This window comes from Arthrobacter sp. UYEF20 (genome assembly GCF_040546335.1).
Taxonomy (GTDB): domain Bacteria; phylum Actinomycetota; class Actinomycetes; order Actinomycetales; family Micrococcaceae; genus Arthrobacter.
The window spans coordinates 16,507-31,214 of sequence record NZ_JBEPNP010000031.1 but is presented as its reverse complement, the minus strand read 5'-3'; the positions used below and the strand labels follow the sequence as shown (position 1 = coordinate 31,214).

The 14,708-nt window shown below is 63.5% G+C and carries 11 protein-coding genes; 6 read left to right on the top strand and 5 right to left on the bottom strand.

Annotated elements, in window-relative coordinates; all coding sequences use genetic code 11:
* Positions 1–1,050, top strand: a 1,050-nt coding sequence (locus ABIB26_RS21780; protein WP_354248089.1) for a galactose oxidase early set domain-containing protein, incomplete at its 5' end; no start/stop codon positions are given.
* Between the two features lie 93 nt (positions 1,051–1,143).
* Here ABIB26_RS21780 and ABIB26_RS21775 read toward each other — a convergent pair.
* The 4 genes from ABIB26_RS21775 to ABIB26_RS21760 form a co-directional block, all read right to left on the bottom strand.
* On the bottom strand, positions 1,144–3,117 hold the full coding sequence (locus ABIB26_RS21775) for a glycosyltransferase family protein (protein ID WP_354248087.1): 1,974 nt from the start codon (positions 3,115–3,117) through the stop codon (positions 1,144–1,146).
* 232 nt (positions 3,118–3,349) lie between these two features.
* Complete coding sequence (locus ABIB26_RS21770) at positions 3,350–4,258, bottom strand: hypothetical protein (protein WP_354248085.1); 909 nt, start codon at positions 4,256–4,258, stop codon at positions 3,350–3,352.
* On the bottom strand, positions 4,255–5,508 hold the full coding sequence (wecC, locus tag ABIB26_RS21765) for a UDP-N-acetyl-D-mannosamine dehydrogenase (protein WP_354248083.1): 1,254 nt from the start codon (positions 5,506–5,508) through the stop codon (positions 4,255–4,257). The genes ABIB26_RS21770 and wecC overlap by 4 nt, the downstream gene beginning before the upstream one ends.
* A 14-nt stretch (positions 5,509–5,522) precedes the next feature.
* Complete coding sequence (locus tag ABIB26_RS21760; protein ID WP_354248082.1) at positions 5,523–6,743, bottom strand: glycosyltransferase family protein; 1,221 nt, start codon at positions 6,741–6,743, stop codon at positions 5,523–5,525.
* Between the two features lie 99 nt (positions 6,744–6,842).
* Between ABIB26_RS21760 and ABIB26_RS21755 the strand changes: the two genes are divergently transcribed.
* Positions 6,843–7,274: a hypothetical protein gene (locus ABIB26_RS21755; protein WP_354248080.1), complete on the top strand. Its 432-nt coding sequence runs from the start codon at positions 6,843–6,845 to the stop codon at positions 7,272–7,274.
* A gap of 504 nt (positions 7,275–7,778) precedes the next feature.
* On the opposite strand, the gene ABIB26_RS21750 is transcribed toward ABIB26_RS21755, so the two are convergent.
* Positions 7,779–10,730, bottom strand: coding sequence for a zinc metalloprotease (locus ABIB26_RS21750; protein ID WP_354248078.1), 2,952 nt, complete (start codon positions 10,728–10,730; stop codon positions 7,779–7,781).
* A 209-nt stretch (positions 10,731–10,939) separates the two neighbouring features.
* Here ABIB26_RS21750 and ABIB26_RS21745 point away from each other — a divergent pair, with 209 nt between their 5' ends.
* The 4 genes from ABIB26_RS21745 to ABIB26_RS21730 all read left to right on the top strand — a co-directional run bounded on the left by ABIB26_RS21745 (position 10,940) and on the right by ABIB26_RS21730 (position 14,676).
* Positions 10,940–11,527, top strand: a complete 588-nt coding sequence (locus ABIB26_RS21745) for a YdcF family protein (RefSeq protein WP_354248076.1) — start codon at positions 10,940–10,942, stop codon at positions 11,525–11,527.
* Between the two features lie 67 nt (positions 11,528–11,594).
* Positions 11,595–11,930, top strand: coding sequence for a hypothetical protein (locus ABIB26_RS21740; RefSeq protein ID WP_354248074.1), 336 nt, complete (start codon positions 11,595–11,597; stop codon positions 11,928–11,930).
* Positions 11,931–12,125: 195 nt separating this feature from the next.
* Positions 12,126–12,824 carry a phosphocholine cytidylyltransferase family protein gene (locus ABIB26_RS21735; RefSeq protein ID WP_354248073.1) on the top strand — a complete coding sequence of 233 codons (699 nt, stop codon included), beginning with the start codon at positions 12,126–12,128 and terminating at the stop codon, positions 12,822–12,824.
* Positions 12,825–13,215: 391 nt separating this feature from the next.
* Entirely contained in the window at positions 13,216–14,676 is a 1,461-nt protein-coding gene (locus tag ABIB26_RS21730; protein WP_354248071.1) for a metallophosphoesterase family protein, read from the top strand.
* Positions 14,677–14,708 lie beyond the last annotated feature (32 nt).

The window sequence follows — 14,708 nt, the reverse complement described above, 5'->3', positions numbered from 1 at the left end:
ACCTCCACCGGCGAGGTGTTCACCATCGGCGGGTCCTGGTCCGGCGGTACCGGCAACAAGAACGGCGAGGTGTGGTCCGCCGCCGGCGGCTGGCGAACCCTGCCGAACGTGCCGGTCGACAACATCCTGACCGCCGATCCCCGTGGCGAGCGCTATTCCGACAATCACCCCTGGTTGTTTGCCGCCCCCGGTGGCCGGGTGTTCCAGGCGGGGCCGAGCCGCCAGATGAACTGGATCTCCACCACCGGCAAGGGCAGCATCACCTCCGCCGGACTCCGGGCTGACAGCGCGGACGCGATGAACGGCGACGCCGTGATGTACGACGTCGGAAAGATCCTCACCGTGGGCGGGTCGACCGCCTACAATAGCGTCCCGGCCACGGCGCGGGCGTACACGATCGACATCAATAACGGGGTCAAAACGGCCCGGACCGCAGACATGGCCGTCACCCGGTCGTACGCGAGCGGGATCGCGCTGCCCGATGGCCAGGTGATGGTGGTCGGCGGTCAGGCCACCCCGGTTCAGTTCACGGACACCGGCGCCAGGATGGCCCCGGAAATCTGGAACCCGGCCACCGGAAAGTGGACCACGCTGGCGCCGATGGCCATCCCCCGGACGTATCACAGCGTCGGCCTGCTGCTTCCCGACGGCAAGGTCTTCGTCGGCGGAGGCGGGCTGTGCAACACCTGTACCACCAACCATCTGGACGGCGAAATTTTCACCCCGCCCTACCTGCTGAACGCCGACGGCAGTGCCCGCACCCGGCCAGCGATTGTGACCGCACCGGCCAGCGCCGCGGCCGGCAGCACGATCGCGGTGACCACCGGAGCGCCCGTCACCAAGTTCTCCCTGATGCGGATGAGCACCGTGACCCACAGCGTCAACACCGACCAGCGGCGGATCCCGCTGACCGCAACCTCGGTGTCGGGCAACACCGCGTCGCTGACGTTGCCCGCGGACCACGGTGTGCTGGTGCCGGGCAATTATCTGCTCTTCGCAATGGACGCCAACGGGGTGCCCAGCGTCGCCTCGACGATCATGATCAAGTGATGACGAAGACCGTCCGCATCAGCCGATTGGCTGATGCGGACGGTCACCTTGTCGCTTGACCCTCCGCATGGACCGGACGGGTGAGCCGTGAGTTCAGCTCCGAAAGATCTCCTCCAGCCACTGTTCGCCGGTGGTTCGCATATCGAACCGCCGGACGTATTCGGCAGCCGCCAGGGACTCCTCCTCATGCGCTTCCGGAGAGCTGTTGAGGGCGGAGACGAACTCTCGAACCTGGGACGTGGTCTCACGGGTCCAGCGTTTGCTGAATATTTGATCCACGCCGGGCCTTTGCCAGAACAGCGGTATGGAACCTGACGCCATTCCCTCGGCGGGGGCAAGGTGGAAGCTTTCGTCCGAGCTGGGCGAGAGAATGTATCCGATCTTGCGCATCCAGCTGGACATATCCGGGCCGAACGGTTCGAAGACGACGGCGTCCCGAAGCGCCGGGGACTGTCCGATCCGGTCCAGGATTTCCAGGTATGCCTCCCTCTGAAGCGGCTTCTTCCACTCGTAGGGATACTCCCAGGGCATTCTTCCCCGTATGTGCAGGGTGTATCTGGAGTCTTCGTCCAGTAATTCCTCCAGCAAGTCCAGCGCCCTGTCCAGGCGCTTGCGCATCGGAACAATGCCCACGAGGCCAAGCCGGAATCTGTGATCCGCTGCTTTGGGCCTGCGGAGGTCCGTCAGGTCAATTGCATTCGGAATAACCCGGAACGGAGTGCTGGTCCAACCCGTACTTTCGAGGGTGCGCTCCACGAACAGCTGCGACACGCAGATGAGGGCGTCAATGTTTTCAGCGGCCACATTCGTCAGCCAGGGACCGTTGAGCTCGAACATGTGAAGACGCACAATGAGCTTCTGTCTCTGCCGTTTGTTATTCGAGTACCACACGGCGTTGGGTCCACACCACTCACAAATGATGACATCAGCCCAGTCCCTGAGCCGCTCGGACTCCTTGGCATCATGGTGATGCAGTGTTTTCCAGTGGTCGAAAGCAAGTTCGATGTCGTCCCTCATTTCGAGGACGGAAACGAGCTCGCCGGCGAACTTAAGATCATGACCGGCAATCAGCACCCTGGTCTTGTGCTTGGAGCGAGGACTGCGGACGTAGTCGCCCTCGGACCGCTCGAAGCAGGCTTTCAGCCGGCTTGCGGCGGATGAAATCGAATAGTGCCGGACCCGCGAACTTACGTCCTCTTTCAACACTGCCAGGGTTTCCCTGGCATCCAGAAGGGTGTTTACAACGCTCTCCGTCGAATCGTCGTCGACATACAGCGGGTAATCGGCGCCGAAGAGTTCGAGATGCTGGGCATTTCGGTTCACCATGGGCGGTACCCCCAGGGCAGCGTATTCGAGCACCTTGGTCGAAATTTCGAGACTGGCGTCCATGCTTGCATCACGCCAGCTCAACCCGACATCGTGCCGGCTGACCTCCTTTGCCGCCTCATCACGCGACATCCCTCCCGTCCAGTCGATGTACGGCAAAGCCATGGCATCCTCCATCGTGACCGACCATGAGGGGTCTTGGGGGTCATGCTGGAATTTGTCGCCGATCATGGTCAACGCCAGCGGAAGATCGTTCTCCTCGGCCGCAGCCGGGAGTGAGCACATCTCCAGAGTGCGCCACTTCTTGGCGAACTTACCGGAATAGACGGCGCTCAATTGCGTTCCGCTGCTCGGGTAGCTTCCCCGCAGGTCAAAGTATTCATCGGGCACCATCGGCGTGAGGACAAGTGTCTTACCCGCAGCTTCGGGAATCGTCGCCTCAACGTACGAGCGGGCGGCCTCAGTCTGCACGAAGAATCGCCGGCATTGTCCGACGGTCCGTCTGAGCATCGCGAGATCGCCTTCAGAAAGTCGGGAGCTGGGATGTGCGATGTCGGTGATGTAAAGCCACGATTTGGGACCAAGGACTTTGGAGTTTGCGACGTGAGCCGCTACCTGGGTGCCGCGGGCGATCACGACGTCGAACGGCCTCTCGGCGTCGAGTTGGGCCATGCGCTGGGCTGCATTTCGAGGCTTCAGTGCCTCGACGTCCTCGGTTGCGTCTGGCTGCACGATTTCCACGCCAGGCAGGCCGGCAATCCGTTCAAGGAGCCGCGTGTTGGTGACCGCGGTCTTGAGCAGTACGCAGACCTCGGAGCCCGTCAGTGACAACGCTTCGGCCATGGAGACAAGCCAGACGGCTGAACCGTCGATGATGTTCAGGTCGACGTCTCCGTACAGGAGGATGGTCCGCGCGGACCCGGTTGTGTCAGTGCGAGTTGTGTCCGTGCGAGTGGCGCCAGTGCGAATTGTGTCAGTGCGAGCCAATGAGTGCCTCTTTTTTCATCTTGACAAAAGTTTCCAGCGAATTGAGCAGGCCAAATTTGTAGTCCTCGGTCCACTCGTCCATGGACGAACGATCCGAAAACACAACATCCGATGCAGCCTCGAAATCCCGGGTGTAGATCTCGGCCGCTCGCCGCGTTCTCACAAAATAGACGGGCACTCCTTGGGACCGGCATTCAGCCAGTGCCTGGAGGATTTCGTTTGCCAGCAAGGTCCCCGCCGCGGAATCGGCTCCGAACCAGATTCCCGACGCGAATGCGGTGTCGTCGACAATCAGCGCGGATCCACTCCCGTTCGCGATCTGGGCGGCTATGGTGCTCGGACGCAGAGCTTCCAGCGCGTGCGCATCGCCCAAGTACCGGGACAGGTCCCGGCCGAGGATCGAGTAAATGACCCGTCCGCCCCACGGCGCAGTCGGAGGCACCCCGAGATAGCCAAGAATTCTGGACTGACGCTGCCGGTCGTCCGTTGCAGCGGCCGCCAGCCGGCCGATTGCTCCCCCGGACGATGGAGCCGGTCCGGACGATGGAGCGGTCCCGGGAGACGCGGGCGGCTTCGCTGACGCCGTGGCAACTCTCGTTTCCGGAACCTGTTGAACCGACTTGGAAATTCCGCCCAACATGTCACGGAGTTCGCGGAAGCGCGAGCGTGACTTCTTGGCTTCGGTTTCCTGGACCCACCGCATACTGACCAGTTGCGATTGGGCCGTCACCGCCATGAGGGTGAACAGCCCGAGGGACAGAACCGCGAACGCCGGATGCCCGACTGAAAAGTAGAGGGATCCCGCCAGTAGCCCGGCGACCCCGCAGAGTGCCATCGCGATGACGCCCCGGCTCTTGAAGGCTGTGCGCATAGTCTCAAGGAACCGGCGGATCATGAGCTGAAGACCCCTCTCGTATCGACGAGGAGCTTCCCTGCAAGGGCCTCGGCGGGCAGTGCACGTACGGCGTCATGGTCAACAAGCAGAACCACCAGTGCGGACCGGCTCACGGCTTCCTCCAGGGTTACCAGCCTGACGTTGTCCCGGCCCCGAAGGCGCTGGGGCAACTCATCGATGTGGGCCTCGGCGACGTTGATCTGCGTGGCAGGCATCGACTCGGCCATGGCTTGGGCAATTTCGACGGCGGGCGACTCACGCAGGTCGTCAATATTTGCCTTGAACGCAAGTCCCAGCACAGCGATCTCGGAATTCACGGGCAGCTTGGCAAACGCATCATGCACCTGATGCAAGACCCAGCGCGGCTTGTGGTCGTTGACGGTCCGTGCCGTCCTGATCAAACGTGATTCCTCCGGTGCCGCAGCCACGATGAACCAGGGATCCACTGCGATGCAGTGCCCGCCGACACCAGGTCCGGGCTGCAGGATGTTGACGCGCGGGTGGTGATTTGCCAGTCTGATCAGCTCCCAGACGTTGATGTCCAGCTTGGCACTGATGACGGAAAGTTCGTTGGCGAAGGCAATATTGACGTCGCGGTAGGCATTTTCCACCAGTTTGGCCATTTCCGCTGTTACGTCGTCGGTGACCAGTATCTCCCCCTGGCAGAACACCGAATATAGCTCCCTCGCGAGCTCGGCCGCTTCGCTGGTGATGCCTCCAACAATTCTGTCGTTGGTGACCAGCTCGATCATGACTTTGCCGGGCAGCACGCGCTCAGGGCAGTGGGCCAAGAGGATCGCAGCCCTGCCGTTGGCGCCGTCCAGCGACAAGTCCGGCCGAAGCGAGATGATGTACTCCGCCAGGTGGCGGGTTGCCCCGGGTGGTGACGTCGATTCCAGGATGATCAGTTCGCCGCCCTGCAGCAGGGGTGCGATGCCGCGTGCGGCTGCCTCGATGTAGCTCAGGTCAGCACTTTTGTCCGACCTGAACGGCGTGGGCACGGCGACAATGTACGCATCGGCAGCCGGCGTCTCGGTGGTGGCCTTGAGCCGGCCGTGGCTGACGGCTCCGGCCACGTGGATCTCTAGATCTGGCTCAACAAACGGGACGCGCCCGTTGTTCACCGCGTCCACGGTCCGCTGGTTGACGTCGACGCCGATCACGTCAAACCCGTTGGCCGCCAGGATCGCGGCCGTGGGCAGCCCGATGTACCCGAGCCCGATCACGGCAATGGTCTGGATCTTTGTCAATCTGTTGTCCCCAATCAAAGAGTGATGTGCTCACGTGGATTTCCGGAAATTTGGATATTGCCGCGCGCTGCGAGTTCGTCAGCCGGTGCGGCCACGGGGTGCCCCGGTCCGGGGCTAACCTGGCCGTAATTGAACCTGTCGGCTGAGTAGATGGAGCCGTTGGCTGCCGCCACCGCTGCCAGGAAGGCGGCGTCTTCACCTCGGCGCAGCGCCTCAAAGGGGTGCGCCTCGAAGACCTCCCGTCGTGCGGTGATGGTTGGTCCCAGGACACGCCGGCTGAACCGGTGCTCATGGTGCGCAGCGTGGAGCACCGTCGCCTGGCTGGAACGGAGATGCCGGTAGTGGGCCTGTTTCCCCACCACATCCGCGCCGGAGTAGCTCAGCGCATGCAGCAAATCAACGAGGTAGTTCGGCGCGTAATAGTCGCGGTCGTCCATCCTGGTGAGGACCGCCCCGGCCGATGCTTTTACGCACAGGTTGAGGCACTCCCCGAGGGTCAGGGCGTCCGGGGCGGCGAGTACCGTGTACTTCGCCACGCCATGGGCGTGGGCCAGATCGGCCAGCTGGCCATCCGCGGCGACAAAACCGTGGGTCAGCAGAACAAGCTCCAGGTCCACGCCGTCCTGCCTCCCCGCGGTCTGGAATATGTGGCTCAGCTGTTGCGGACGGGTTGTGCTCACCAACGCGCTGACCGGGGGAAGATCGACCGGCAGGCATCGCTCCGGCGCGATCGCCCGGACGATGGACTCGGCCCGGTGCGCGTAGGTGTGCTCCCGCCAGATTCGGCGCTGGGCCTTATGGACCACGCGTTCATTGAATTCCGCGTTGGATGTCAGCATCCGCAGCATGTTCTCCGCCTCAGTCTTGGCTTCGGCAACCAGGACTTCATCGTCTTCGAAGAACCGCGGTATCGCGGCGCTGGGCGTCGAGACGACTGGGGTGCCCGAGGCCGTGATCTCAAATATCCGGCGGGCACACATGCTGGGCGATCCGGTCACGGAATTGACATTCAAAAAGGCCTTGTACGCCCGGTACGCGGTTAGCATCTGGGCGTAGCTCAATGAGCCCACAACATGCTTGTCAAACGGATCCGGGAACTGGTACTTCGTGGCGCCTCCCAGCTGGCGGGAGAATATGTCCAGCTCGGCGCCGCCCGTTATTCCTTCGGTCATGGCCGCCCCCAGGAGCATGTCCATCTGGGCGCGCCGTTGGGGGTACTTATGGGCAAAATACATCCCCGCGAAAGCCACGCCTCTCGAGTGCCGTCCGTGGCCCGTCCGGACAGGGTTGTGAATTGCTGGCTGCGCGGCAAACGGAAGGGTGTCAACCCTGTCATGGCCCAAATCCCTCACGTAGTCAGGAATGCGGTCCGAATCACTGGTAAAGACGTGGTCAAACAACCTGGCTGCCGGAAGGAAATCATCGTAGTGGGGCGGGTCTTCCTTATTCCAGAAGACGGTCGGAATTCCGTGCGCGCTGCACCATTCCATGAGCCGGACAAACTCCAGGCCCGGGCCGGCGGCACCTGTGAGCTGACCGTGCCAGGATCCGGAATTTCCGTTCCAGGCAGATTCCACGAACAAGAAATCGATCCGGTTTTGCCCCAGCTGATCACGCCACAGCTCCCTGCGCAGTTCGAGCAGATTCCATTCGAACGAAAAAGCGGTACGCGTGAAATCGTCAAGAATCACGCCCACGTTCAGATCCGTGCGCCGCCGTCCCAGCCGGGAGGATTCGTAGGGCGCAAACTGCACCTGCCGGTTTGATCCTCGGCCCGCCTGCTCCCCCGCTGAGGGACCCTTGGTGCCCTGCGGGTCAGGGATGCCCGGTTCCGCCTTCTGCCGCCGTCTCCACTCCAGGAGCTGAGCCATGCCACCGGCTCTCAAATGCCACACGGCTTTGCGCATGCCGCCGACGACGCCCGGCAGTTCCCGGCGCCCGTCTCCCTGACCCTGCGGCGGCTGTGCGGCCGTATCCGCTACGACGTCGCATTCTGCACGCACTGCCCGGTTCTCCTCAACGTTTGTGCTGCAGTCAAGCGTGGTGGCGGCGAGGGCCACTGCATCACGGCAGCTCAGAGATCCCTCCGGCTAGTCCGCCAAGAGGAAGTTGGGCACGTTTTGTACCTTCATCGAAGGTAGGTGTCTCAGGTAAAGAGAATGGCGGTCCGAGGTGAACGCAGGACTAACGGCGCCCCGAGAGTCGCTTACATCCGCCCGGCCTGACGGCTTGCCTGGTGTCCGGCCTGGGGCCCTGCGCGGCTGCAGTTCTCAGTAGGTGATGGCTTTGCACCCGAGCTGGGAGACGCCGGTGGTGAGCACCGTGATTCCCGGGCTGGAGGCGCACACGTTGTATTTTCCGCGGCTCGAGATCGGCACAGCCGTGCGGTAGCCGTGGATTCCGCTGATTCTCAGCGCAGCGTTGACGTCCGGCCGGGCAACGTTGGTGGTGGACTTGAAGATCTTCGACGTGCCGTTCGGAAACCTGACGCTGACGTTGACCGGCACGCTCCGGCTCGGGAAGCTGGGATCCACCGTCCAGCCGGCGGCGGTCACGGACTTGCTGGCGCTCGTGCCCGTCAGGGTCACGGTGTCCAGGTAGCCCGTCGGGGCAGACGCAGCCACCGCCGTGAGGTCCCTGCAGCCCAGCAGCGTGTTGCCCCCGTTAAGGGGGCTCACCCAGATGCCGTAGGCGCAGACACGGTACTGGCCGGACCGGGTGATGGGGATGCTGACCTTGTAGCCATGGCGGCCGGACACGGACAGCGCCGCGTTGACATCGTCCCGGGCCTGGTTGGCGGTGAAGGCGTAACCGGTGCTCTTGCCGTCCGGGCCCGTGACGTAGATGTGGACATTGTTCGATGCCGACGGCGTCGCCTGTTCGAGGCTCCAGCCGGACACCCTGACGACGGCGGACGGGCTGCTGGCATCGATGCGCGCGTCATCCACGTAGCCCACCGGGGCCGCGGCCGCCGTTGTCCGGATGTCCTTGCAGCCGAGGAACTTATTGCCCTTCGCGAAGGCGGTCACCGCGATCCCGTAGGCGCAGACCCGGTAGTTCCCTGTCTGTGTCACAAGGATGCTGGTCCGGTAGCCGTGGGATCCGCTGATCTTCATGGCGGCGTTGACATCAGGCCTGGGCAGGTTGGCCGTGGTTGTCACCACCTTGGTGGAGCCATCCGGTGATGTGACGTAGAGGTGGATGGGGATCGATTTTGAGGGCGTACCGACGTCGTAGGACCAGCCGGCCACCCGGAGAGCCGCTGACGGTTTGGCGTTCGTGAAGTCCGCGGAGTCCAGGTATCCGCGCGGATAATCGGCGGCGCCGGCGGTGACCGTCCGGCAGCCAAGCGGGGAATTGGGCGCTGCGGCCAAGGCCGAGACGGAAATGCCGTAGGCGCAGACCTTGTAGTCACCGCTCTGGGTGGCCGGGAGGGTAACGGCGAAACCATGGCTCCCCGTGATGCCGAACGCCTGGTTGACGTCCGTGCGGGTCTGGTCCGCGGTGAAAGCCTGCCCGGTGGTGACGCCGTCGGGGGTGGTCACGTAGACGTGGACCGGGATCGAGGCCGCCGGAGTGCCGCGGTCCACGGCCCAGCCGCGGAGCTTGAGCTTGGGCTGGCCGGATTCCATCGCCGTGCTCACCGAGTCCAGGAAGCCTTCCGCGGCCGGCGTCCCGGTGAAGGTCGCCTTACGGCAGCCCAGCGCGGTGTTGCCGGCGGCGCCGATGGCATAGGCGCAGGCCTGGTAGGTGCCAGCCGCCTTGACGGCGATGGAGCTCTGGAAGCCGTGGTTTCCGCTGATGCGCAGGGCCGAGTTGACGTCCGGACGGGCCTTGTCCGCCGTCAGCGCGTAGCCCGTCTGCGTCCCGTTCGGGGCCGTGACATAGACGTGGGCCTGGGTGGAGGCGGAGCTTTTGGACGGGTCCACGGCCCAGCCGTCCACCTTGAGGTAGGCGCCGGAGGACGTGACGGAGGAGTTTGCGCGGTCAAAGGATCCCGTCGCGGGAGCGCCGGGCGGACGGATTGTCAAAGTGGCGGCGGAGTTGCTGACCGAATCGATCGAGACCTTTGTTCCGGCGTGCGTGGTGAAGGTCTGGCCTTCCTGCCACGCCTGCGTGTTGCTGTAGTAGCCGGCGAAGGGACGGGTGTTCGGCGGCAGCAGGATGGAGGAATTGCCGCCGCCCTGCTGCGTGATCTTCACGCCGCGGTTGCCTTTCTGGGCGATCACGCTGTCATAGCCCACCGGGGCCCGCAACTCCAAATAGTAGACCTCACCGGACTTCGGATCCGTGAACTTCGCGGCCCGGTTCGCTCCGGTGCCGGCCCAGGGCTTGAGTGTGACGTTGCGGGGCGAAGAAATGGTGCCGAGGTTGGCGATTTCGTCGCCGTTCCCGAACCGTCCCATTTCCCAGAAGCTGGCGCTGATGACCGGCATGAGGTCCCAGTGCGAGATGCCCATCAGGTCCAGGTTGTCACCGTAGGGCCTGATGGTGCAGGTGGAGTCGGCAAATCCGGCGAAGGGTCCGGAGGCTACGTCGGCTGCCCCGCTGCCGCACTGCAGGCTGTTCGCGTGGTCCATCCCAAGGGCATGGCCGAACTCATGGGCCAGCACGGGGGTAGTGAGCCTGCTGTTCTGCGGCATCACGATCCGGCCGCCGATGTTCCCGTTGCTGTAGGTCATGCCGGCGGCACCGTTGTTCAGGTAGGCCCCGGGAACGAACATCACCAGGGCAGTGTACGGGTTCTGTTCCCAGCCCAGCTCGGCCGTCACGATGTCGGCGATTTCGCCGGGCGACTGGTTGGACCGGGCGGCCGATTTGTGGAGCGTCCTGGTCTCGACCAGGGAGATGTCCACCCGGCCAGATGTCGCACTCCGCCAGTAGCTCTTGGCGGCGCTGATGGACGCCTTGGCTGCGTCCATGGGCACGGCATCGTCGGTTGCCGCTGCCGACTTATCGGCCAGCCGGACCGTCACCAGCGTGGTTTTCATGGTCCCTGCGAGCGGTGCACTCACGTAGGTGTACTCGGATTTGGCCCTGCCGGCCGGCGGCTCCGGCCGGACGAAGTCGTCCACCTGTGGTGCGGGCAAAGGATCCGTGACCGAGGGGACGGCCACCGGAACACCCGCATCAATCTGCGTCGCGGCGGAGGCTGCCGGTGGCAGCGCGGCTGCCAACATCACGGCGGCAATGACGGTTGCCGCTATGTTCAGTTTTCGCAAGATTGCTCGCTTAAGGGTGGGACCTAAAGGTTGAGACCTGTTGGTGAGCCTACGTGGGTGCCTATAGCATAAGCGTCAAATCACATCTGTCACCCCACACACTTTCGTCACTTCCTCCACAAGAACGGCGCGCCATTTTCTTTGTGAGTTTTGGCGCAGGAATTTCCCACCATTTCGCCCAGTCAACCGCGCGTGAAAGACTCTGACGCGTGCTTCCTTCCGTCCCCGCGGTGACTACCGCAACCCGCAGGGCGCTTGCCTTCACCGCCGGGGGCTTCCTGCTGTGGCTGATCGTCGCCGTGCAGCTCTTCGTCAACACCGATCCATTGACCGTGCACCGCACGGATGCCGTCATCATGCTCGGCGGCGCCGCCTCGGAACGATTGCCCGCGGCGCAGCGCCTCCAGCAGGACCTCGGCATCCCCGTCCTGGTACTTTCCTCCACGGACACCTTCGGCAACAGGGCGGCCGACGCCGTCTGCCGCTCGGCCGCATTCCCCAACCCGTCGCTGGTCTGCTTCCGGCCACCGGATCTGGACACCCGGGGCGAAGCGCGGGCGATTTCCCGGATCGTGGCGCTCAACGGCTGGAAGTCCGTCACCGTGGTCACCTCCAGCTACCATGTGACCCGCGCCGGACGGCTGATAGGCCAGTGCACGACGGCGGACGTACAGATGGTTGCCTCGCACCCGGATCTCGACCCAGGCCAGTGGTTGCGGCGTTTTGTCATCGAAACCGGGGGCCTCATCGACGCGTCCCTACGGCCCGAATGCGTGGATCAGCCGGCTGCAATGTAACAATTGATGAACGTAAGGTTGAACCCGTCAGCCTGATTTATGTTCCATTGGCGAGGAGGACGAGACCTTGGAAAACCCTGCCTACGGCGCTCCCCCGCTGGTCGCCGCCCCGCGGCACCTGCGCCGCCGCCGACTTCACGGGGACATCCCGGACTGGCTTCTGGTCCCCGGCGCGCGGCCGCTTCCACGGGCCCCAGAGCACCCGCCGGCCGCTGAGCGCCCGCCGGCAGCCAAGCGCCCCGCGACCGCCAAGCGCCCCGCGACGGCCAAGCGCGCCGCCGATCTGGACACGGACGACGCGGAAGTGACGTACAGCCGCAAACGCCTCACGGCATTGGTGGCCGTCATAGTGGTTATCGTCGCGGTCCCGGCCTTGGTCATCGCGCTGCTGCTGCTGGGCTGAACAGGCCGGCGCCGAAGCTAACACGGCATTAACGCTCGGTGACCTGCTGCTTTGGGACCCGCGTTGCTCAACCGTTATGCTTGACCCCGGGGGAAGCTCCCTTTGGCCCGTGCAGACGGTTCCGAGGTGATCTTGAGTGATGCCACGGCTCGCCGCTCCCGCCACCAGGATCGCTCGTCGAAGAGGAATGAACATATGAAAATCCAGGCCGTAATTCTTGCCGCCGGAATGGGCACGCGGTTGGCGCGTCCGCACCCCAAGCCCATGACCGAGCTCAGTGATGGCCGGACCATCATGCACCAGCAGGTGCAGAACCTGCAGAACAAGTTCGGCAAAAAGCTTCGGCTCACCATTGCGGTCGGTTTCAAGCTCGAGATGATCCTCGAGCACGTGCCCAACGCTTCCTTTGTGTACAACGAGAACTTTGACCAGACCAACACGTCCAAGAGCCTCCTGAAGGCCATCAGGAATTCCGCCAAGGGCGGCGTGCTGTGGATGAATGGCGATGTCGTGTTCGACCCGGACATCCTGGAGATGCTGATCCCCTACATCAAGCGGGACGAATCATTCATTACCGTCGATGTCTCCTCGGTTTCCGACGAGGAAGTCAAGTACACCACCGACGCCGACGGCAAGATCCAGGAGCTCTCCAAGCGGGTGCCCGCGGACGTCGCAATGGGCGAGGCTGTCGGCATCAACTACGTCAGCTCGAAGGACAAGAAGAAGTTCCTCAAGCGCCTCATTGAGGTCGACGACCAGGACTACTTCGAGGGTGCGATCGAACTGACCATCAAGCAGGACGACGTCAAGTGGACCCCCGTGGACATCAGCGAGTTCTATGCCGTTGAGGTTGACTTCCCGGACGACCTGATCCGCGCCAACGCCAGCATCTAGGGGCAATAGCAAAGGACCACATCAGCAAGTGCGACACATCAGGAAGCTAGCATCGCGACGGGACGCCGTTCGGTGGGCATTGGGCGGCGCGATCGGCTTCACCGTCCTGGGGCTCTCCGAGTCCGCCGGCAACGCCGGAGTGAAGCCGCAGTCTGGTGCACCGGAGCCCCAGCCCGGTGCCCCGGCGGAGCCGCAGCTTGGTGCCTCGTCGACAACCTTGGACGGCACAGTCACCGTCGGACCCCGGCTCGTGTCGCGTCTGCCGTACCGGCAGCTCGCGCGCGGGCCGGCTATCGAGACAGAGATTCGTGAGGAGCTCTGCCCCCGGAGCGGCGCCGCGAACGGCAAGCGGACAGGGCTGGCCGCTTTCGGGCTCCTGACTGATTCGCATGTGCTGGACGCGGCGAATCCGGGGAGGCTGTCCTTCCTGTGGCAGTACTTGGACTTCTCCGAAGGATTTCCGAACTCGGGGAAGTTCAGGCCACAGGACCTGTTGACGATTCAGGTGTTGAACGCAATGGTAGGAAAACTCAATGCCGTGGGGCGCGGCCCTGTCAGCCAACGAGCCCTGGATTGCCTGGTGATTACCGGTGACCTCACGAACTCATATGCCCTCACTGAATTGTCGGCGGCGGTGGGCGTGTTCAAGGGTGTGCCGGTGAGCTCACACCCGGCTGTCAGCTACCAGGGGATCCAGGATCACGGTCCTGCCCCCCTCGAACTGTCCAAGAGCATCTGGCATCCCGAGCCTGAAACCTCGCTGCTGCCCCCGGACGACTGGAAAACCCGGCACGGTTATCCCACAGTTCCGGGGTTCCTCGCCGCGGCGATCAAGCCGGTGGCAGCAGAAGGCTCGGATTTCCGCTGGTACATCGGCGTGGGTAACCACGATGAAGCCGGCCGGCCGGAGTCCGGTCCGATTTCGCCGAAGGCCGAGTTCGTCGATGCCATTCGAATCGGCGACCGGCTTCCCACCCGGCTGCCCCGTGGCATGGACCCAACTGAGTTCTGGAAAACAGTCAGGAGTTCCGATGACGCTGAACGCCGGCGTCTCATCGCGTCCATGACGTCACGAAAAGTGAGTGGCTCCAAACTTCGGCGAGCGTTCAGCAAGGCTGAGTTCTTCGATGCCTGGCCGCAGGACGCTGGGTATGCCCAGTTTGGCTCCGGCCCTAATTCACGGGTCGAGCCCTACTACACGTTCGAGCTATCGCCGGACGTTATGGGCATTATGCTCAACACCGCGAGCCCGGATGGAGGCACCGAGGCCGCGTTGGACGCCGCCCAGGCCGACTGGCTGGAGGAAGAACTCCGGCGTGTTTCCGGGAAATTCTATGACTCGAAGGGCAAGCTCACCACCTCGAAGACGGAGGATCGCCTGGTGGTCTTATTCGGCCACCATCCGCTGTCCGCCTTTTCCGAGGAAAAGCACACATCCGACGACGGGCCGCCGCCCCTGAACCGATCAGCGGTCCTGGGACTCCTCACCCGTTTTCCCAACGTGGTCGCGTGGATGAATGGCCATGGGCACAAACACAGGGTGGTCCCGCACAAAGCCAAATATGAATATGGCGGATTCTGGGAAATCACCACGGCCTCGCTGATCGACTACCCGCAGCAATCGAGGATTGTCGAACTCCTGGACAACGGAGACGGAACACTGTCCATCGCGGCCACTCTGGTAGACCACTCGGCGCCGGAGAGCGTGAGCTATGAAGGTGGGCACACCGCCCGCTCCCTGGCCGCATTGAGCCTCGAACTCGCCAATAACCGTCCGGGACTTGACCGCGAGACGGTCATGGGACGCGCCGGGGACCAGAATGTCGACTTGCTCCTCAGGAAACCCTTCTGAATTGACGCCGCAGGATCGGTCAGTCGCCGGCC